The 20026-nt window shown below is 66.4% G+C and carries 22 protein-coding genes and 1 tRNA gene; 10 read left to right on the top strand and 13 right to left on the bottom strand.

The features are described 5' to 3' along the window. Positions 1-37: 37 nt before the first annotated feature. Complete coding sequence (gene gluQRS, locus E6C48_RS19235; protein WP_136359807.1) at positions 38-913, bottom strand: tRNA glutamyl-Q(34) synthetase GluQRS; 876 nt, start codon at positions 911-913, stop codon at positions 38-40. 99 nt (positions 914-1012) lie between these two features. On the opposite strand from gluQRS, the gene E6C48_RS19230 reads away from it, so the two are divergent. Together E6C48_RS19230 and E6C48_RS19225 are read left to right on the top strand one after the other, a co-directional pair. Then, positions 1013-1654 (top strand): DNA-3-methyladenine glycosylase family protein, encoded by a 642-nt coding sequence (locus tag E6C48_RS19230; protein WP_136359896.1) that lies wholly within the window; start codon positions 1013-1015, stop codon positions 1652-1654. Between the two features lie 128 nt (positions 1655-1782). Further along, positions 1783-2340: an HNH endonuclease gene (locus tag E6C48_RS19225; RefSeq protein ID WP_136359806.1), complete on the top strand. Its 558-nt coding sequence runs from the start codon at positions 1783-1785 to the stop codon at positions 2338-2340. A 20-nt stretch (positions 2341-2360) separates the two neighbouring features. Here E6C48_RS19225 and E6C48_RS19220 read toward each other — a convergent pair whose 3' ends face one another. After that, entirely contained in the window at positions 2361-2879 is a 519-nt protein-coding gene (locus E6C48_RS19220; protein WP_136359805.1) for a disulfide bond formation protein B, read from the bottom strand. A gap of 27 nt (positions 2880-2906) precedes the next feature. Beyond that, positions 2907-3494, bottom strand: coding sequence for a YqaA family protein (locus tag E6C48_RS19215; protein WP_136359804.1), 588 nt, complete (start codon positions 3492-3494; stop codon positions 2907-2909). A gap of 158 nt (positions 3495-3652) precedes the next feature. Between E6C48_RS19215 and E6C48_RS19210 the strand changes: the two genes are divergently transcribed. Next, positions 3653-3737 (top strand) — tRNA-Leu (locus E6C48_RS19210). A gap of 148 nt (positions 3738-3885) precedes the next feature. Here E6C48_RS19210 and nirK read toward each other — a convergent pair. After that, the gene (nirK, locus tag E6C48_RS19205; RefSeq protein WP_230978869.1) at positions 3886-5394 is read right to left on the bottom strand and encodes a copper-containing nitrite reductase; all 1509 of its coding nucleotides are present in this window, start codon (positions 5392-5394) and stop codon (positions 3886-3888) included. Positions 5395-5508: 114 nt separating this feature from the next. Further along, positions 5509-6213 carry a Crp/Fnr family transcriptional regulator gene (locus E6C48_RS19200; RefSeq protein WP_136359803.1) on the bottom strand — a complete coding sequence of 235 codons (705 nt, stop codon included), beginning with the start codon at positions 6211-6213 and terminating at the stop codon, positions 5509-5511. A 197-nt stretch (positions 6214-6410) separates the two neighbouring features. Here E6C48_RS19200 and E6C48_RS19195 point away from each other — a divergent pair, with 197 nt between their 5' ends. After that, positions 6411-6854, top strand: a complete 444-nt coding sequence (locus tag E6C48_RS19195) for a pseudoazurin (RefSeq protein WP_136359802.1) — start codon at positions 6411-6413, stop codon at positions 6852-6854. Positions 6855-6935: 81 nt separating this feature from the next. Here E6C48_RS19195 and E6C48_RS19190 read toward each other — a convergent pair whose 3' ends face one another. From E6C48_RS19190 to E6C48_RS19180, 3 genes are all read right to left on the bottom strand, one after another. Beyond that, positions 6936-8219: a GNAT family N-acetyltransferase gene (locus tag E6C48_RS19190; RefSeq protein WP_136359801.1), complete on the bottom strand. Its 1284-nt coding sequence runs from the start codon at positions 8217-8219 to the stop codon at positions 6936-6938. Next, a complete protein-coding gene (locus E6C48_RS19185) occupies positions 8219-9619 on the bottom strand; it encodes a lipopolysaccharide biosynthesis protein (RefSeq protein ID WP_136359800.1) in 1401 nt (466 codons plus the stop codon). The genes E6C48_RS19190 and E6C48_RS19185 overlap by 1 nt, the downstream gene beginning before the upstream one ends. A 174-nt stretch (positions 9620-9793) precedes the next feature. Then, positions 9794-10699: a diacylglycerol/lipid kinase family protein gene (locus E6C48_RS19180; protein WP_136359799.1), complete on the bottom strand. Its 906-nt coding sequence runs from the start codon at positions 10697-10699 to the stop codon at positions 9794-9796. A 219-nt stretch (positions 10700-10918) separates the two neighbouring features. Here E6C48_RS19180 and E6C48_RS19175 point away from each other — a divergent pair, with 219 nt between their 5' ends. From E6C48_RS19175 to E6C48_RS19150, 6 genes are all read left to right on the top strand, one after another. After that, positions 10919-12235 carry a PRC-barrel domain-containing protein gene (locus E6C48_RS19175; RefSeq protein WP_136359798.1) on the top strand — a complete coding sequence of 439 codons (1317 nt, stop codon included), beginning with the start codon at positions 10919-10921 and terminating at the stop codon, positions 12233-12235. Positions 12236-12444: 209 nt separating this feature from the next. After that, a complete protein-coding gene (locus E6C48_RS19170) occupies positions 12445-13377 on the top strand; it encodes a VOC family protein (protein WP_136359797.1) in 933 nt (310 codons plus the stop codon). Between the two features lie 10 nt (positions 13378-13387). Beyond that, the gene (locus tag E6C48_RS19165) at positions 13388-14026 is read left to right on the top strand and encodes an alpha/beta hydrolase (RefSeq protein WP_136359796.1); all 639 of its coding nucleotides are present in this window, start codon (positions 13388-13390) and stop codon (positions 14024-14026) included. Then, positions 14023-14325 (top strand): GNAT family N-acetyltransferase, encoded by a 303-nt coding sequence (locus tag E6C48_RS19160; protein WP_136359795.1) that lies wholly within the window; start codon positions 14023-14025, stop codon positions 14323-14325. The genes E6C48_RS19165 and E6C48_RS19160 overlap by 4 nt, the downstream gene beginning before the upstream one ends. 78 nt (positions 14326-14403) lie before the next feature. Next, positions 14404-14697 carry a hypothetical protein gene (locus tag E6C48_RS19155; protein WP_136359794.1) on the top strand — a complete coding sequence of 98 codons (294 nt, stop codon included), beginning with the start codon at positions 14404-14406 and terminating at the stop codon, positions 14695-14697. Between the two features lie 120 nt (positions 14698-14817). Then, positions 14818-15066: a YMGG-like glycine zipper-containing protein gene (locus tag E6C48_RS19150; protein ID WP_136359793.1), complete on the top strand. Its 249-nt coding sequence runs from the start codon at positions 14818-14820 to the stop codon at positions 15064-15066. Between the two features lie 130 nt (positions 15067-15196). Here E6C48_RS19150 and E6C48_RS19145 read toward each other — a convergent pair whose 3' ends face one another. The 5 genes from E6C48_RS19145 to pstA all read right to left on the bottom strand — a co-directional run bounded on the left by E6C48_RS19145 (position 15197) and on the right by pstA (position 20023). Then, positions 15197-16816 carry a CHASE domain-containing protein gene (locus E6C48_RS19145; protein ID WP_136359792.1) on the bottom strand — a complete coding sequence of 540 codons (1620 nt, stop codon included), beginning with the start codon at positions 16814-16816 and terminating at the stop codon, positions 15197-15199. A 94-nt stretch (positions 16817-16910) separates the two neighbouring features. Next, positions 16911-17600 (bottom strand): phosphate regulon transcriptional regulator PhoB, encoded by a 690-nt coding sequence (phoB, locus tag E6C48_RS19140; RefSeq protein WP_136359791.1) that lies wholly within the window; start codon positions 17598-17600, stop codon positions 16911-16913. Between the two features lie 22 nt (positions 17601-17622). Next, the gene (gene phoU / locus E6C48_RS19135) at positions 17623-18330 is read right to left on the bottom strand and encodes a phosphate signaling complex protein PhoU (RefSeq protein ID WP_136359790.1); all 708 of its coding nucleotides are present in this window, start codon (positions 18328-18330) and stop codon (positions 17623-17625) included. A gap of 28 nt (positions 18331-18358) precedes the next feature. Beyond that, the gene (gene pstB / locus E6C48_RS19130) at positions 18359-19171 is read right to left on the bottom strand and encodes a phosphate ABC transporter ATP-binding protein PstB (protein WP_407941024.1); all 813 of its coding nucleotides are present in this window, start codon (positions 19169-19171) and stop codon (positions 18359-18361) included. A gap of 6 nt (positions 19172-19177) precedes the next feature. Beyond that, positions 19178-20023: a phosphate ABC transporter permease PstA gene (gene pstA, locus E6C48_RS19125; protein ID WP_136359789.1), complete on the bottom strand. Its 846-nt coding sequence runs from the start codon at positions 20021-20023 to the stop codon at positions 19178-19180. Between the last annotated feature and the right edge of the window lie 3 nt (positions 20024-20026).

Genomic DNA, 20026 nt, shown 5'->3' with positions numbered 1-20026 from the left:
CTGATTCATAGACTAAGGGGAGCTGAAGGGCAGACCGCTATTCCAGCCCCACCGCCCGCCGCACGTCGCCCGGCGTCGCACCGGCCTCCCGCAAAGCCGCCAGTCCGGTATCCCTGAAACTCTTGGAAAGCTTGCGGCCGTCCGGCCCGAGGATCAGCCGGTGGTGGAAATGGCGCGGTGCGGGAAACCCGAGCAATTCCTGCAACAGGCGCTGCACACCGGTCGCCCGATAAAGATCCATGCCGCGCACGACATGGCTGATGCCTTGCAAGGCATCGTCGGCCACCACCGCCAGATGGTAGCTCGTCGGCACGTCGCGCCGCGCGATCACCACGTCGCCCCAGGCTTGCGGCTGCGCCTCGACCTGCCGGGACGCCGAAAGCGTCTCGTCGGTGAATTCCGTCCAGCAAAGCCCCTCGCCCGCCCGCGCCGTCGCCGCCCGCATATCGAGCCGCCACGAAAACGGCGCGCCGTCTGCGATCCGCCTTTGCCGTTCCTTGTCCGGCAGCGCCTTGTCGACGGCCGGATAGAGCGGCGCGCCGTCGGGATCGCGTGGCCAGCTTGCCGCCTTGCCGCTGTCGGCGATGAAGGCGCGGATTTCGCCCCGGCTCATGAAGGCCGGATAGACCAGCCCCTCTTGCACCAGCCGGTCGAGCAGCCCCGCATAGTCGGCGAAATGCCCGGACTGGCGCCGCACCGGCCTTTCCCATTCGAGGCCCAGCCATTCGAGGTCGCGATAGATGCCGGCTTCCAGTTCGGGCGTGCAGCGCGCCGTGTCGATGTCCTCGATGCGTAATAGAAGCCGCCCGCCAGCCGTCCGCGCCAGCTTCTGGTTGAGCAGCGCCGAATAGGCATGGCCGAGATGCAGCGCGCCGTTCGGGCTCGGCGCGAAACGGAATGTCAGCAGCGTCATGATGCGGCAACGGTCGGGCTGTGCGGCATGGCTTTCGATTGCTACCGTGCGGCCATGGAAGTCAAGTCGGCGGGCATCGCCTTCGGCCATGGAGGAAACATGCAGCGCATCGCCACGCTGGACGACGTTGCGCGCGGGCTGGATGCGCTCGTCGCGCTCGACCCGCGCCTCTCGGCGGTGCGCGGCAGGGCCGGCGCTGTGCCGCTGCGCTTGTCCGAGCCGGGTTTCGAAAGCCTCGCCTCCATCATCGTCTCGCAGCAGGTGTCGCGCGCCAGCGCCGACGCCATCTTCGGGCGGCTGACCGGCCTGCTCGACCCACTGACGCCGCAGGCGGTGCTCGGCGCCGGCGAGGCGGTGTTCCGCGAGGCAGGCCTGTCGCGGCCGAAGCAGCGCGGGCTCCTGGCGGCCGCCCAGGCGGTGGCCGGCGGCCTCGACCTCCACCACCTGTGCTCGCTCGATGCCGGCGAGGCCATCGCGGCGCTGACCGCCGTGCCGGGCATCGGCCCCTGGACGGCGGAGTGCTATCTTCTGTTCTCGGCCGGGCACCCGGACGTGTTTCCGGCGCGCGACGTCGCCCTGCAGAGCGCCGTCGGCCATGCACTCGGCATCGATCCTCGCCCGCCGGAAAAAACGCTGATCCGCATAGCCGAATCATGGGCGCCCTGGCGCGGCGTCGCGTCGCGGCTTTTCTGGGCCTACTATCGCGAAATGAAGGGCCGCGACGCCACGCCGATCGCCTGAACCGCGAAAATGCGTGAAAATAGCGCATTTTCGGCGTCTCGCGCGGCTCACAATCCGCTTCACATCGCTGTCATGTCGGGCTTACAGTATCGGCACCGTACGGTTCGAGACACAAGGAGACGAGGAACGTGACGGTTGCCGTATCTCCGGATGCGCTGCCCGCACTGGTGCTGAACGCGGACTACCGCCCGCTCAGCTACTACCCCTTGTCGCTGTGGTCCTGGCAGGACGCGATCAAGGCGGTGTTCCTCGAGCGCGTCAACATCGTCGCCGAATACGAGCACGCCGTCTCCTCGCCGACCTTTTCCATGAAGCTGCCCTCGGTGGTCAGCCTCAAGGCCTACGTGAAGCCGTCCCGGCATCCGGCCTTCACCCGCTTCAACGTGTTCCTGCGCGACCGTTTCCAGTGCCAATATTGCGGGACGGGGGAGGATCTCACCTTCGACCATGTGGTCCCGCGTCATCGCGGCGGCGCGACGACGTGGGAAAATGTGGTAGCCGCCTGTTCGCCCTGCAATCTCAGGAAGGGCGGCATGATGCCTGCGCAGGCCAAGATGTGGCCTTTGCAGAAACCCTACAAGCCGACCGTGCACGACCTCCACAACAACGGCCGCCTCTTCCCTCCCAACCATCTGCACGAAAGCTGGATGGACTATCTCTATTGGGATGTCGAACTGGAGCCGTAAGGCGCCGTCTTCCCCGCACTTCAATCCTTGCCGAACGCGCCCTTGAAGGCCACCGCGCCGAGGATGAGGGCCGCGATCGCCTGCCAGCCGGCCAGAGACAGGCCGAGGATGCGCAGCGCCGCCTTGTCGCAGGACGGCGGCACGAACTCGTTCAGCGCGTCGAGCACGCCGTTGCCGCCGGTATCGACCGAGACGCCGACCGTGGTGCAGTCGGTCGGCCCCGGCCACCAGCCCCATTCGACGCCGGAATGGAAGACGCCGAGATAGAGGCCGTAGACCATCAGGAGCCCCCCGATGGCAAGCAGGCCGCGCACGGCCCAGGCCGGCGCCCGCATCAGCGAGGCGAGGCAGGCTACCAGCATCAGCGGCGCGCCGATATAGTAGGGCAGACGCTGCTCGTAGCAGAGCTTGCAGGGGATGTAGCCGCCTATGTACTGGAAGGCGAGCGCCCCGCCGACGGTGGCCGCCATGGCGACGGCGAGGAAGCCGGCGATCTGCGTGCGGCGGAGCGTGGCGGCAGGGGTGGCGATATCGGTCATGGCAAGGTCATCCGTGATGAAGTCCGCTCAGAACACCCATTTGACGACGATGTAGAGCAGAATGAGGGCGACGGCGGCAGCGCCCGCGATCATGCCGAGGCGCTTCTCGATGAAATCCTTGATCTGCTCGCCGTAGCGGCGCAGCAACCAGGCGAGCAAAAGGAAGCGCGCCCCGCGCGCGACGATGGCGAGCCCGATGAACAGGACAAGGTTGACGCCGATGACCCCCGACAGGATGGTCACCACCTTGATCGGCGGCAGGTGGGCGGCGCCCGAGGTGATCAGCATCAGGATGATGAAGCCGATGCCGGAGGAGGTGCGCAGCGCCTCGAACTCGTCGTACTTGCCGTAGAATTGCAGGATCGGCACGGCGATCGTCTCATAGGCGTAGTGGCCGATGAACCAGCCGGCGACGCCGCCGAGCACCGAGGCGACCGTGGCGATCAGCGCATAGCGATAGGCCCGGTCCGGCCGCGACAGCGCCATCGGCAGGTAGAGCACGTCGGCCGGCACGAGGAACACCGAGCTTTCGACGAAGGCGATGACGGCCAGCCACCATTCGGCGGATTTCCTTGCCGCGAGCGACAAGGTCCAGTCATAGAGTCCGCGAAGCATGGAAAGCCCTCGTGATGCGGAGCTTGTCTAGAAAGTTTCCGCCCGCCGCACAATGGCGCAGGGTTCACGAAATCGACAGCGCGGTAAACCGGCGAGGCCAGTTGACGAACAGGCCCCTGACCGTATAGTCCGCGCCCATCCGGACCTGCCCGGTCCGTGCCCCTATGGCGGAATTGGTAGACGCGCTCGACTCAAAATCGAGTTCCGCAAGGAGTGCTGGTTCGATCCCGGCTAGGGGCACCATTTTCCTGATCTCATGCGAATTCGCTTCGCTCACCGCTCCGATTGGGCGGCCTGACGGTCGACGAACGGTCGTCATCGCGAACCCTGCGGGTATCTGAAAAGGGCAACGGGCGCGCTTTTGGCGCGCCCGTCTCCCCCCGTTGCCGGCCTATTGCTTGGCCGGCCCCTCATGCATGATGTCGTCGTTCTTCGGGCCGTCGACGATCAGGTAGCCCGCCAGGCCGCGCTCGGCGCGCGACAGGGCATGGTCGACCAGCACGTAGTGGCCGCCGCGCTCGATCTTGAAATCGACGACCGTGGCGCCGCCCGGTGGCACGCTCACCGTCTGCACGCCCGTCAGCGGCGGCGAAGTCACGCTGCCCAACGAATAGACGTGGTCGAAGATCTCGCCGATGACATGGAAGGACGAGGTGTAGTTCGGCCCGCCGACACCGAAGAAGATGCGTACCGTTTCGCCGGCATTGGCGTAGAGCGGATGCGCCTTGGTGAGCGCGCCGACCGAGCCGTTGAACAGGAAGTATTCCGGGCGCTCGGAGATCAGCTTGTCGTAGTCCATCTCCATCTCGCCCTTCGTGCCGAACGGCTCGACCGTATAGAGCTCGCCCTGCATGACGTAGAACTCGCGGTCGACCTGCGGCAGGCCGCCTTCCGGTTCCACCACGATCAGCCCGTACATGCCGCTGGCGATGTGGTGAGCGACGCTGGGCGTGGCGCAGTGGTAGACGAAGACGCCGGGCTTCAGCGCCTTGAACGTCACCACGGCTTCCTCGCCGGGCGCGATCTGGGTGAAGTCGGCGCCGCCGCCGGGGCCGGTCGCGGCATGGAGGTCGATCGAGTGCATCATGACGCTGTCGGCCGCGTTCTTGATGTGAAGCTCGACCGTGTCGCCGACGCGCACCCTGAGCATCGGTCCGGGAACCTTGTTGTTGAAGGTCCAGTAGACATAGGAGGTGCCGTCATCCAGCCGGCCCTTGAGCTCGACGGTCTCCATGTCGACGCGCACCACCTGCGGCGGCCGCTGCCCGATCGGACCCGGCAGGTCCGCAGGATCGCGCACGATGTCGGCCGCGTCCGTCGCCATGCCGGAGCGCGGGCCGGGCATCACCTGGATCACGCCCTCCATGCCCGCCGCACGGTGGCCGGCGATGGAGCAGAAATAGGCGAATTCGCCGACCTTGTTGGCGAGAAACGAGAAGGTCGAGGAGGCGTTCTTGCCGACCACCACCGCCGAGCGGGCGGCGTACTGGTCGAGCACGATGTCGTGCTCGGCGCCCTCGCCGTTGATGAGGTTGATCTGCACCAGCTCGCCCTCGTGGACCATCAGGGTGGGATTGACCTTGCCCTCGATGTCGCCGCCGACGCCGATATAGACCATGCGGCCCTCGGCGATGCCGGTGCGCAGGGTGAAGATGGTGGCGCTGTGATAACTGACGACGCCGCTGGCGTCGGCCGGCGCATTCGAGGCCGCCGGCGCCGCCGTGTCCTGCGCGGTCTGCGCGTTTGCGCCGTGATTGTGCGTCTGGGTGAAGGCCGGCGCCAGCGGCACGGCGAACGCCATCGTCGTCGCCAAAAGGCCTGCCATGACGCGCCGCGTCACCTTGCCCGCCATAGGCGCGACGCCGATCGACGCGGGGCTGGCTCTGCTCTTGCTTTCCATTTCCAACTCCTTCTTTGCGAAGCTGAGGAAAGCCGTATCAGCGGGCGCCGGGACGCTCGTTGATCTAGCGCAAGCAAATCCGCGTCCGGTTCCCGACTGTCGCGAGGAGGTTGGCTAGTCCTTGCCGTCCCGCCCTTCGGCAATGCGCGAAAGCCGGTCGCGGTCGGTGACGGTGACCTTCTGGCGTCCGCTCAGGACCAGGCCCTTGCCTTCCCACGCCGTCAGCAGCCGGCTGACCGTGTGAAGCGTCGTCCCGGTCATTTCGGCGATATCCTGGCGCGAGATGGGGAAATCGATCAGGAGCCCTTCGCTGGTCTGCTTGCCGCTTTGCCCCACCAGCTTGAGCAGCGCATGGGCGACCCGCCGGTCGACCTGCTCGGTCGACATCTCGACGACGCGCGTATGAGCATCCTGCAGCCGGTCGCCAACGGTCTTGTAGGTATTCGCCCCGAAGGAAGGGATCGCGGCGGCGAACTCGGCCCACAGGGCGCCGGGCCAGGCAAGCACCACGCAGTCGACGGCCGCGATCGCATTCGCCGGATAGGTGGAACGGCCGAGCGCCTGGGCGATGCCCATCAGCTCGCCCGCGCTGATGTAGCGCACGATGACGTCCTGCCCCTCCGGCGTCGACTTGACGACGCGCACATGGCCGTCGAGCAGCAGGAAAAAGGTGTTCGCGGCGCCGTCCTGTTCGAAAATGGCCTGGTCCTTGGCGACACGCTGCGAGCGCGCCCGGCCGACGATACGGTCGAGATCGGCCGCGCTCATGCCCCGGAACAGCGGCAGGTCTGCAATCAGGGAACGGTCGAGACGGCTCACGGACTCTCCTGGGACTCGGTCCTGTCAATCGGCCGCACCATCCCATAGGGATGGTGCAAACGGCAAGTCGCGAGGCTTTTGGCCAGTTATGCCTTGATTCGGTTTTGTTTGCGCTGCAACAAAGTGGGCCGACGGCGATACCCCTACATGACACCCGGCGGGTCGCCGCCGCACCGAGAAAAGGAAAGGCAAGTTCCATGAAACGCGTAGTCGCTGCAGCAACCATCCTCGCCGCCCTGATGCTGGCTGGAGGCGCACAGGCTGCCGATCATCAGATCCAGATGCTCAACAAGGGCGAGAAGGGCACCATGGTGTTCCAGCCGGACTTCGTCCAGGCCGCCCCCGGAGACACCGTCACCTTCGTGCCCACCGACAAGGGCCACGATGCCGAAAGCATCAAGGGCATGATCCCCGACGGCGCCGAGCCCTTCAAGGGCAAGATCAGCCAGCCGATCACCGTCACGCTGGACAAGGAAGGCGTCTACGGCGTCAAGTGCACGCCCCACTACGGCATGGGCATGGTGGCGCTGATCGTCGTCGGCAAGCCGGTGAACCTGGAGCAGGCCAAGGCCGTCAAGCAGAGCGGCAAGGCCAAGAAGGTCTTCGAGGCGCTGCTTGCGGAAGTCCCGGCCGGCAACTGACCGCCGGCATTCTCCAGTCTTCGAACCGTCGGCCGGGTGGGTATCCCTCTCCCGGCCGTATCGTCGTCTCCCGCCTGACGGTCAGCGCCGGCCCAGCAGGCTTCTGACGCGATTGCGCAGGATGCGCGCCATGTTGCGCGTCTCGCGGTAGAGATGCAGCTGCGAGGCCGCCTGGCGCGCTGCGCGGTCGGCCTCTGGCGACAGACCGATCACGAAGGTGCCGACCTGCCGGCGCTCGCTCCACAGCCGGCTCATCACCGGATGGTCCGGCACCGCGCAGGAATCGGTGACGTCGATGTTGGGATCGTCGAGGTGCTGCTTCGTCACCTCGATCATCAGAAGCGTACCGGGCGAATAGGCCGCAAGCGTCTCGTCGTATGCCGTCTTCCAGGTGTAGGCGACGCCCGCCTCGACGAACACGATCAGGCTGGCGATGGTGCGCCCGTCGAGCTCCAGCGCGTGGATGCGGCACATATCCTGCTCGGCCAGCCGGTGTACAGCCTCGCGCGCGAAGGCGGCCCGATAGCGGTCGATGACCATGGCGGTCCGCTCGCGGCCCTTCCAGCCAGCCGCCTCCAGCGACAGGAAACGCTCGATGGCGTGGCGGATCTCCTCCGGCCCGCGCGCCACCGTATGTTCCAGCCTGCCGGTGTCGGCGAGGCGCCGCTTGAGGCGCCGGAATTCGCGGTAGTGATGCGCCTTCAGCGATGCACGCAGATAGGCCTCGCCGTCGAGCGCGCTTTCCAGCACCGGCCGCTCGTTCGCTCCCGTGACGGCAAGCGGCAGCCTGCGCATCTCGGCCACGGTCTTGATGAGTGCGGCCACCGGTCCGTCCATCCGCATATCGGGGAAGACGAAGACCTTCGGCAGGTTGAGGCGCGGCCTCGACAGCATGCCAAGGAAGTCGTCCAGCACGCCGACCGGGTCGTCGCGGTCGATCAGCGGCGTGCCCATCGGCCCGAACGGGCTCGACCATGTGCGCATGACCGGAACGCCGAGCGGAACGGCCGGCCGCTCGATCGAATAAGGCACCAGGAAACGCAGCCGGCTGCGGTAGTCGTCGCCGTCGCGGATGACGGCGAGCCGCACCTCGCGGTCCTCCAGCCTGGGCATCGCGGGCGCCAGGAAGCGCGGATTGAAGAAGACGTTGGGCTCGACGGTGCGGGCACTGAGATAGTCGAGTTCCTCGACGAGATCGAACCCGGCCGAGGCCGGGTAGATGGCCAGCCGCCGCTCGGGCCGCCCATGCGCGATGAGTTCGAGCTGGGCAGCGTCCGCCGCATCGCGCGCCAGCCCGGCGAGGCCGGACACCATCGCGCCGGCCGGGCCGCCGCTGCTTTCTTCGATCAGGGGAACGGCGGCCATCAGGCAGGTCTCCGGGCGGGAAGGAAGATCACCATGGCGATGCCGAGCCGGCGCCGGACGGTGAAGGAAAGGGCTGCGGCCTCGAAGACCATGGCGAGCGTCGTCGAGGCAGCGGCTCCCCACAGCTGAAACTGCGGGATGAGCACGATGGTGAGGCCGATGTTGAGCACCAGCGCGATGGCGTAGACGGCGGCACAGATATTCTGGTTGCCGCTCATCGTCAGAAGGCTTTCGCACGGGCCGACGGCCGCGCGCGCCACCACGCCCAGAACCAGCAGGAACAGCAGCGGGTAGCCGGCGGCGAAGCCGGGGCCGAACAGGGAAAGCATTGGTTCGCCCAGCGTCAGCACCGCCGCCGCCATCGCCAGCGAGGGCCAGAACGTCCACGACACGGTCTCGCGCGCGAAGGCGGCAAGCTTCTCCGGCTCGCCATGGGTGAACTCGGCATAGCGCGTCGCCGCCCCCGCCTTGACGGCGAAATAGACGAAATGCACCAGCGCCAGCGTCTTGACGGTGGCGAAGTAGATGCCGACGTCATCGGGCTTCAGGTAGAAGCCGACCATCAGCACGTCGGCGTTGGTGAGCAGGAAGAAGAAGCTCTCGACCAGGAAGATCGGCAGCGACACGGCGAACCAGTGGCCGAAGCGGATGGTCGTCGGGCCGCGCGGCAGGCCGGCGTCGATGCGCCGAGTGAGGCCGAGCAACTGGCCGAGGCTGGTGGCGTAGGTAGCCGCGATGGCCGCCAGGATGCCGGTGCGCGCATCCGGCGCGAAGCCGGTGGCGAGCATCAGCGCCATGAGGGCGAGGATCAGCAGGGGCCGCACGATATAGGTCGGCAACAGCGCCGACAGCGCCCATGAATGGGCGCGCGCGATGCCTTGCAAGAGATCGGACAGCGCCACCATCGGCAGGCAGGTGATGCCGAGCACGAAAGGCACGACGTAGTAGCTCTCGATCCAGCCGGAAGAGAGCCAGACGCCGAGCCCGCCGACAAGCGCGAAGACGCTGGAGATGGTGAGCACGAACAGCCGGCTGGACACAAGGACGCCGCGCAATTCCGCCAGCCGGCCATGCTGCCGGTATTCGGGGATGAAACGGACGACCGAGGCATGGAAGCCGAGGCAGGACAGGCCGCCGACGATGATCATCGTCGTCCAAACAAGCACCATGATGCCGTATTCGAAGGAGCCCATCCAGCGCGCCATGAGCACCTGGCTGGCAAAGGCGATGACGGCCGAGACGATGCGGACGACGAAGGCGATGACCGACATGCGGCCGGCCTCGCCGCGCGCGTCGGCGCCGGACAGCACGGCATCGATGCGGCCGAGCAGCGGCCGGGCGCGCAACGCCAGACGTTGCGGCAGCAACCGTTCGGCAGTGGTCGCCGCGGAAAGACGCACCCTAATTCTCCGTCTGCCCCTGTCGTCCGGTTTTAGGTCCGCACCCCTTAAGAAACGGTTGGGTGAAAGGGTGGCTTTGTTCCTGTCGCCGCTGCCGACGGTTGAAAACGATGCCTTTCCAGCGGTTTGCAGGCGAAGCGGGACGTGGGTTGGCGTCCGGAAATGGGGCGAGCTTCAGTCAGGCTTTGCCGACACCAGCACGTTGAGCGCGCCGGGGTGGATCCTGAATTCCGTCTCGGCTTCCAGCGCCACCAGTTCGCCGTCCATCACCGCGCGCGGCTTGCGGCGACCGGCACGGACGGAAAGCACCACGCGGTCGGCCTGGTGGATCTCGACATGCTGGTTGTCGCGCCAGCGGCCGCGCGCCATGTTGAACGCATGGCGGACCAGTTCGCCCGGCTGGCTGGCGACGTTGACGTAGATGCCCAGCACGCCGCCGGCCGGGTCGTCGGCATAGGGCAGATGGCCCTCGCCGAACAGGTTGTTGGTGACGCCGATGCCGGTGGTGCGCGCCGCAATCTCCGCCTCGCCGACCATGAGCGTGGCGTTGAGCGCCGGCGGATTGCGCAGCGTCATCCAGGCGGCGCGGGCGGAGGCGCGCATCTTGCCCAGCCGCGAGCCGAAATCCATCTTCTCGCGCAACTGCACCATCCTGGCGTGCATGCCGATGGAGAACTGGTGCACGAACGGCTCGCCGTTGGCGGTGGCGATGTCCACCGCCTTCACCTTTCCTGTGGCAAAGGCCTCGACCGCGCCGTCGAGCGTCTGGGGGATGCCGAGCCCGCGCGCGAACAGGTTCATGGTGCCGGCCGGCAGGATGGCGAGCGCCTTCTTCTTGCCCATCAGCCGCGTGGCGGCCGTGGAGATCGTGCCGTCGCCGCCGCCGGCCAGAACCACGTCGACGCTGCGCCGCGACACTGCCTTGTCGAGGCCAGCGGCGACGTCAGCGCCGCCGACGATGTCGATCTCGACTTTGTGGCCGGCCGCTTCGAGGGTGGTGCGCATGCGCTCCGCGAACGCGTCGAGATCCGTCGTGCGCAATGTGCCGCCATCGCGGTTCAGCACTGCCTGAAATCGCATGCCCCTCTCCATGTGATCGTTTCGTTCAAGCAATTGGAAGCGCCGCGGAAACGGCAGGGAGCGGCAATGGTTCCGATCAAAGATCGGGCGCCGCGCACGCCGCAGGCCACGGAACGGAACCGGCATCACCACGTTGTGAACGGGTAGGACGCCACGCCGTGCCTGTCCGCAACGGGACAGGCCGGCATGGCGCATGAAAACGCACGAGGAGAGACAACCATGACCCGCAAACTTTTGGCAACGACCGCGCTGGCGATGCTGTTGGCCTCCGGCGCCTTTGCACAGGAAACGACGACGCCGGCTCCGGCCGCGCCCGCGACAGAGAACGCCGCGCCGGCGGCTCCCGTCGTGCAGGCCGACGGCAGCCTGATGACCAACATCATCGGCGAGAGCGTCTATAACGGCACCGCTGACGATGCCGAGAGCATCGGCAAGGTCACCGATGTCGTCTTCACCAAGGACGGCCAGGCGAAATCCATCGTCATCGGCGTCGGCGGCTTCCTGGGCGTTGGCGCCAAGAACGTCGCCTTCGACTATGACAAGCTGAAATGGGCCGAGAAGAACGGCGACCGCTGGCTGGTGGCCGAGACCAGCAAGGAAGACCTGACGGCGCAGCCCGATTTCGACCAGACGCCCTACCTGCCCGCGCCTCCGCCCGCCGCCGCGGCCGGCGGCACGGCGGCACCTGCGGGCGGCGACACGGCGATGGCGCCGACCCCGCCGGCCGAGATCGTCGAGCCGGACGGCACGCTTGCCAGCCAGGTCATCGGCGAAAGCGTCTACAACGGCACCGCCGACGACGCGCAGAAGATCGGCGACGTGAAGGACATGGTGCTGAACAAGGACGGCAAGGCCGAATCGCTGGTCATCGGCGTCGGCGGCTTCCTCGGCATCGGCACCAAGAACGTCGCCTTCGACTACAACAAGGGCAAGTGGGCGGAAAAGAATGGCGACCGCTGGATCGTCGTCGAGGGCGCCTCGAAGGAACAGCTTGAAGGCCTGCCGGACTTCGACCGCAAGGCCTACGACCCGGTGCCCGCGAGCACGGCTGCGGCACCCGACGCCCCGCCGGCGGTGACGCCCGCGACCACGGCTGCCGAGAAAGGTGACGCGGTGACCGACAAGACGGCCGAGGCGCCGGCGGCGGCCTCCGGCACGACGGCGACCGACGACACCCAGACGGCGGCCATCGACAAGTCCACCCTGACCGAGATGCCGGCCGACAAGATCAGCGCCGACAACCTTATCGGCACGACGGTCTACGGCGCCGACGACGCCAATATCGGCAAGATCGGTGACATCGTGCTGACGTCCGACAATCAGGTGGACGCCGTCGTCGTCGATGTCGGCGGCTTCCTCGGCATCGGCGCCAAGCCGGTGGCGATCGGCATGGACAAGCTGAAATTCATGACCGACAAGGGTGGCAAGACGTACCTCTACACCAACTTCACCAAGGATCAGCTCCAGGCCCAGGCCGCCTACGACAAGGGCAGCTACGCCGACAAGCGCGACGAGCAGCGCATGATCCTGCGCTGATTCCTGACGACGAAGTGAAGCGAAGGCCCGCGCTGGCGACGGCGCGGGCCTTCCAGCATGTTTTTCTCGGAGTGAACGAACGCCTATCCATTGTTCACTTTTTCAGCACAGATCATCCTGTGTTTGCCATCTGTGCCGCTGGCTATATCGGCCTCATATTGGCAGGGACAGAGCGGCAAGGGCCGCCGGAACCAAAAGGGAGCAGGACCATGCTCGACCAGATCAAAGGGCTGCATCACGTCACCTCGATGGCGGGCGATGCGCGCCGCAACAACGAATTCTTCACGCACAAGCTCGGCCTGCGCCGGGTGAAGAAGACCGTCAACTTCGATGCGCCGGACGTCTACCACCTCTACTATGCCGACGAAGTCGGCACGCCCGGCTCGGTGATGACCTATTTCCCCTTTCCCAACATCGGCAAGGGCCGGCCCGGTGTCGGCGAGGTCGGCACCACTGTTTTCTCGGTGCCCGAAGGCACGCTTCCCTACTGGGAACAGCGTTTCGCCGAACAGGGCGTCACCGGCTTGACGCGCGAGGAAAAATTCGGCGAGAAGCGCCTGACCTTCACCGGCCCCGACAATGACAGCTTCGCGCTGGTCGAGGCCAAAGGCGACGACCGCGCCCCCTGGGTGAAAGGCGGCGTGCCGGGCGATGACGCCATCCGTGGTTTCCATTCCGTGTCCCTCAGGCTGCGTGACGGCGGCGCCACCGAAGAGCTCCTGAAATTCATGGGCTACGAGGAGGCGGACCGCGCCGGCAACATCAAGCGGCTGGCGATCAAGGGCGGCAAAGGCGCCGACGTCGTCGACATCGAGACGCTGCCGGGCGCGAACGTCGCCGGCCTCGGCGCCGGCTCGGTCCATCACGTCGCCTTCGCGGTGGAGAACCGCGAAAAGCAGCTCGAAGTGCGCAAGGCGCTGATGGATACCGGCTACCAGGTGACGCCGGTGATCGACCGCGACTACTTCTGGGCGATCTATTTCCGCACGCCGGGCGGCGTCCTGTTCGAGGTCGCTACCAACGAGCCGGGCTTCGACCGCGACGAGGACACCGCCCATCTCGGCGAGGCGCTGAAACTACCCGGCCAGCACGCGCATATGCGGCCTTGGCTGGAACAGCACCTGCAGCCGCTGGACGATTGAGGAGGAAGCCATGAGCATCGACGGCTACATCCATAAGGTCCTGCCCGGAAAGCCGGGCGGACCGCTGCTGTTCGTCTTCCACGGCACCGGCGGCGACGAGAACCAGCTTCCCTCGCTCGGCCACGACCTCGTGCCGGGAGCGACGATCGTGTCGCCGCGCGGCGACGTGTCGGAATTCGGCGCCGCGCGCTTCTTCCGCCGCACCGGCGAGGGCGTCTACGACCTCGCCGACCTTGCCCGCGCGACGGCCAAGATGGCGGATTTCGTGGCCGCCCACGTTGCGGCGGCAAAACCGTCGGCCGTCTACGGCCTCGGCTACTCGAACGGCGCCAACATCCTCGCCTCGACTGTCTTCGCGCGGCCGCAGCTGTTCGACGCGCTGGTACTGATGCATCCGCTGATTCCGTTCGAACCCCGGATCGACGGCAGCCTCGCCGGCAAGCGCATCCTTCTCACGGCGGGCCGCCACGATCCGATCTGCCCACCGGACCTGACGGCACGGCTCGACGCCTATTTGCGCGCCGCAAATGCCGATGTCACGGTGGAATGGCACGAGGGCGGCCACGAGGTCCGTCCCAACGAGATAGCGGCGGCCCGGACATTTCTGTCGGCCGCGCCTGTTGAATCTGTTGAAGGAGTGGACCGATGAGCAACACCTTGCCGAAGATCGAACGGGAAGACGTCGGCGGCGGCAAGGGTCGCTACGTCGTGCGCGGCCCTGACGGCGCCGAGGCGGAGATGACCTTCACCAGCATCGGCACGCACCAGATCATCATAGACCACACCGGCGTGCCGGACGCCTTCCGCGGCCAGGGCGTCGGCCTTCACCTCGTAACCCGCGCGGTCGAGGAGGCACGCGCGGCGGGCAAGAAGATCATCCCGCTCTGCCCTTTCGCCGCCGCGCAGTTCCGCCGCCATCCCGAATGGGCGGACGTGCTGAAGCGATAACCCGGCCGGCCGGCCGGGAGCGAGCCCGGACGGAACCTAGTCGGGGGCGAAGCCGTTTCTGGCGCGGAGGTTTCCGCCATGGAACACATCGCCGCCGTGCTTTTCATCGTTGGCTGTTCGCCCGATCTCACCCAATGCCACGAGCTGCCGGTGCCGACGCCGATCTTCGAGACGAGTGAGGACTGCGCCAGCGAACAGCCCTTCGCGCTGGAGGACCTCGCAGGCCGTGCGCCGCGCGTGCTCGGCACCTGCATCGCTGTCGATCCGGCGATGGAGGAAGAAGACGGCGAGATCGTCTGGAGCATCACCGACGGCAGATTGCAGGCCTCGGTCGAGAAACCGTCCGTCATGATCGCCGCCAACACCCCCTGAGCGCCCGAAAAAAGACTCTCTTAGCCAAGATGGAAGCAGGGCAGACGCGAACCGATCTGGTGTGCTAGAGATCGGCCTGCGCTGCAAAGCGAGGGACTGATTCAGCGAGAGGAGTACTTGATGCGCAAGATTTTGGTGGTCGTGGCAATGGTCGCCGCTGTGAGCGGCTGCACCACGACCGAGCAGGATGTCAGCGTCGGGACGGGCGCGGGCGCGCTCATCGGCGGCGCCATCGGCGGCTGGAAGGGCGCGGCTGTCGGCGCGGTCGTCGGCGCCGGTTCGGGCCTGCTGGTGCGCAACCTGCGCAACGGCTACTGCCAGTATCGCAGCCCGCGCACCGGCCGTATCTACACCGCGCGCTGCAACTAGAGCCTGTCTCCCGAAGGGAACCTGAAGCGCAGCCGGCGAATCCGATAGATCGCGGCGCGCTTCGGGCAGGCAACGAGAACAAAAAGGCGGAAGCCGGGGTCCCGGCTTCCGCCTTTTTCCTGACGGCACGTCAACCTGCGAGCGGAATGTCGATCGTCACCTTCAGCCCGTCGGACTGGAAATCGCGGCTGATCGTGCCATGCAGTTCGCGCGTGATGTTCATGTCGATCAGCTTCGTGCCGAAGCCCACCTTCGACGGCGCCGCGAGCTTTGTCTGGCCCGATTCGCGCCAGTTCAGCACCAGCTTGCGCGTGCCGCCTCGCCCGTCGACCCGCCAGCCCACCTTCAGCCTTCCGACGGCGTTGGCATCGCCGTATTTCAGCGCATTGGTCGCCAGTTCGTGAAAGGTCAGGCCGAGCGCCTGCGTCGTTTTCTCGTCGAGCAGCACCTGCGGACCCGTCAGCAGGCCGTCGGGAAGCTCCTTGCCGAACGCTTGGCTGAGCTCGATGCGCAGCAGGTCGCCGAGGTCGGCCTTCTGCCAGCGTGAGCGCGTCAGCATGTCCTGCGAGGCGGCCATTGCCTGCAACCGCGCCGAGAAGGACTCCGAGAACTCGTCAATCCCGCTCGATCCTGCAGCCGTCTGGCGGGCGATGGCGAGCACGCGGGTGATCGAATTCTTGATGCGGTGCTTCATTTCCTGAAGCATCAGGTCCTTTTCGACCAGATTCATCTCCGACGTCTCGTGCAGCAGCGAAACGGCGTCGTAGGCGCGCTCCTGGTAGCGCGCGATGAGCGCGATCGCGCCGGCAAGCAGCAGGCCGAACAGGCCGAGCATCACCGGGATGGCGCGCGACGACGGCGGCGTGAACGCGCTGGTGGGGCGAAACAGGATCGTCCATTCGCGCCCGGCCACGGTGACGGTGCGCGCCGCGACGAGCCTGTTGCCCAGCCCGGACGCCGGCGGCGTCTCCGAGCGAAACAGCAGCCGCCCCGCCTCCGGTGCGCCGTCATAGACCTCGATGTTGACCGGCAGCAGCGGCTCGCGCCGCAGCGCCGCCTGGAAAAGCTGCTGCGCCCGAAAGGAGGCGAACAGGAAGCCGGTCGCCGTCTTGCCGGACGCTTCGATGCTGTCCGGCGCGGTCCGCACGTTCAGCCGCACGAAGACGATGAAGCCGGCATAGGCCTGGTCGGCCCCTGTCTCTTCGCCCAGCATCGTCAGGCCGCTGGCGTGTTGCTCGTCGTCGGCCGCCGCCTTCTCGATCGCCGCGCGCCGCATGGGATCGCTCATCATGTCGTAGCCGATCGCCTTCTGGCTCGCCGGGTCGAGCGGCTCGAAGAGCACGACGGGCGCCCGCCAGGGCGTATTCGAGGCGGGAAAGATGGCGCGGTCGAAGCCGTGATCGCGGCGGATGATGCGCTCCGCCACCGCCTCGTCGCCCGCCTTGACCATCTTCAGGAAGCCGATGCCGCGCAAGCCGGCGAAATTGCCGTCTACGTCGAGCGCGTCGAAGAACGACTTGAATTCGCTGCTCGAAATGTTGCCGTTGCGGGCGTCGAACAGCGCCTGGGTGGAGCGCAGCAGTGAAAGATGCAGGTCGACGCGGCTTTCGATGCGGTTCAGCGCGTCGTCCGCCGTTGCCGAGAATTTGATGCGTGCGGCTTCCTGCGTGGCGAAGTAGGCGAACCCCGCCATGATCAGGCTGGCCAACGCAACGGCCACGAAGGCCATGATTGGAAAGAGCTTTTTCAACTGCGGGGTTTCGCGCGCCGTGAAGTCCTGCCTCTTTCTAGCAAGTCCCCGCGTCAACGCAATGGAGGCGGCCCCACCGCCGACCGGAACGGGATCAATCTTCCCTGATCGCGTAGCCGGCGCCGCGTATGGTGCGGATGATGTCGGGCATGCGGCCGTTGTTGACGGCCTTGCGCAGCCGCCCGACATGGACGTCCACCGTGCGCTCGTCGATATAGACGGTCTCGCCCCAGACGTTGTCGAGCAGTTGCGTGCGCGAGAACACCCGGCCGGGATGCCGCATCATGAATTCCAGCAGCTTGAATTCGGTCGGTCCGAGCTTGAGTTCGTTCTTCTTGCGGTAGACGCGATGCTGCTCGCGGTCGAGCACGATGTCGCCGACCTTCAGCATCGAGGACAGCACTTCCGGCTTGGCGCGGCGCAGCAGCGCCTTGACCCGGGCCATGAACTCCGGCGTCGAGAACGGCTTGACCAGATAGTCGTCGGCCCCGGTGGAAAGCCCCCTCACCCGGTCGCTCTCCTCGCCGCGCGCCGTCAGCATGATGACCGGCAGCCGCTCCGTCTCCGGCCGCATCCTGAGGCGCCGGCACAGTTCGATGCCGGACACCGCCGGCACCATCCAGTCGAGCACCAGAAGGTCGGGCACGTTCTCCTGCAGGCGCAACTCGGCCTCGTCGCCACGCGTCACCACCTCGACCTGGTAGCCTTCCGATTCCAGATTGTAGCGCAGGAGGACGCCCAGCGGCTCCTCATCCTCCACCACCATGATGCGCGGCGCGATCATTGCAATCATCCCGTCTGTGCCTTCACGCGGCCGGTGCCGGCATCGCCGTCTCGTCGGTCTTCGGCCGCGCCGCCGGCAACTGCTCGCCGGTCAGCACATAATACGCGTTTTCGGCGATGTTCGTCACATGGTCGCCGATGCGCTCGAGATTCTTGGCGCAAAACAACAGGTGCGTGCAGGCGGTGATGTTGCGCGGGTCTTCCATCATGTAGGTGAGAAGCTCGCGGAACACCGAGGTGTATTTCACGTCGATGCGCTCGTCGTCGTTCCTGAGCCGCGCCAGCGCCGCGGTATCGCCGGCGCTGTATTCTTCCACGACACCCTTGACCTGGATCAGCACCAGTTGCGCCATGGCGTCGATGGAATGCGAAAGATCGCGCGACATGCTGCCCTGGCCGACGGCGCCGACGCGCTTGGCGATGTTCTTGGCGAGGTCGCCGATGCGCTCGAGGTCGCCCGCCATGCGGATGGCGCCGACCACCGCGCGGAGATCGTCCGCCATCGGCTGGCGCTTGGCGATGAGAGTGATGGCGCGGTTGTCGAGTTCGCGCTGGCGCGCGTCCATCACCACGTCGTCGGACACCACGCGCTGGGCAAGCCCGGTGTCGCTCTCGATCAGCGCCCGCGTGGCGTCGCCGACCATCGTGCCGGCGAGGTCGGCCATCGCGCCGACAAGCCTGCTGATATGGGCGAGATCGTCGTCGAAGGAGGTGACCGTATGTTCAGCCATGATGCTGTTTCCGTATCCGTGCTGGCGGTCAGCCGAAGCGGCCGGTGATGTAGTCCTGCGTGCGCTTTTCGCTGGGCGCGGTGAATATCTTCTCGGTCTTGTCGAACTCGATCAGCTCGCCGAGATACATGAAGGCGGTCTGGGCCGAGACGCGCGCCGCCTGCTGCATGTTGTGGGTGACGATGACGATGGTGTAGTCGGCCTGCAACTCGTCGATCAGCTCCTCGATGCGCGCCGTCGACAAGGGATCGAGCGCCGAGCACGGCTCGTCGAGCAGGATCACCTCGGGCTTCACCGCCACCGTGCGGGCGATGCACAGGCGCTGCTGCTGGCCGCCGGACAGCGAGGTGCCGCTGGCGTCGAGCTTGTCCTTGACCTCGGTCCACAAGGCCGCGCGCTTCAGCGCCTGTTCGACGCGCTCGTCCATTTCGGCCTTCGTCAGCTTCTCATAGAGGCGGATGCCGAAGGCGATGTTCTCGTAGATCGACATCGGGAACGGCGTCGGCTTCTGGAACACCATACCGATCTTGGTGCGCAGGAGGTTCAAATCCTGCGACCGGTCGAGGATGTTGGTCCCGTCGAGCAGCACCTCGCCGTCGGCGCGCTGCTTCGGGTAAAGCTCGTAGATGCGGTTGAAGACGCGCAGCAGCGTAGACTTGCCGCAGCCCGACGGGCCGATGAAGGCGGTGACGCTGCGCTCCGGCAGGGACAGCGTGATGTCCTTCAGGGCCTTCGATTCGCCGTAGTAGAAATTGAGGTTCTTCACCTCGATCTTGGTCTTCGGCGTCGCTGCGTTGATGACGTCGGCCGTGATGATTTCGTTGGAGAGCATGGGTTTCATGATCCTTTAGATCCTGCGTCCGGTCAGGCTGCGGGCGAAGATGCTCAAGCCCAGTACGGTGAAGGTGATGATGAGCGCGCCGGTCCAGGCGAGCTGCTGCCACTCCTCGTAGGGGCTGAGCGCGAACTGGAAGATGGTCACCGGCAGGCTGGCCATCGGCGCGTTGAGGTTGCCCGACCAGAACTGGTTGTTGAGCGCGGTGAAGAGCAGCGGCGCCGTTTCGCCGGAGATGCGGGCGACGGCCAGCAGGATGCCGGTGACGATGCCGGACAGCGCCGCACGATAGGCGACCGAGCGGATGACGATCCAGCGCGGTGCGCCGATCGCGGTTCCCGCCTCGCGCAGCGCGTTCGGCACGAGGTTCAGCATGTCCTCGGTGGTGCGCACCACCACCGGTATGACCAGCATGGCGAGCGCCACCGCACCCGCCAGCGCCGAGAAATGGCCCATCGGCCGCACCATCAATTCGTAGATGAACAGGCCAATGATGATCGACGGCGCCGACAGAAGGATGTCGTTGATGAAGCGCACCACCACGGTGATCTTCGAGAAGCGGCCGTATTCCGCCATGTAGGTGCCAGCGAGGATGCCGACCGGTGTGCCGACGACGACGGCGATGACCGTCATGGCGACCGAGCCGGCGATGGCGTTCAACAGGCCGCCGGCTTCGCCGGGCGGCGGCGTCATCTCGGTGAAGACGGCGAGGTTGAGGCCGGCGAGCCCTTTCCAAAGCAGCGCGCCGAGGATCAGCGCCAGCCAGGCAAGCCCGATGCCGGCCGCGACGACGCACAGCGTCATCATCACCGAATTGCGGGCCTTGCGGCGGCTATAGAGCGAGGAGGCAGCGGACATCGG

It is taken from the genome of Ollibium composti, from assembly GCF_004801285.1.
Classification (GTDB): Bacteria; Pseudomonadota; Alphaproteobacteria; order Rhizobiales; family Rhizobiaceae; genus Mesorhizobium; species Mesorhizobium composti.
This window is presented reverse-complemented; position numbering and strand designations above follow the sequence as displayed.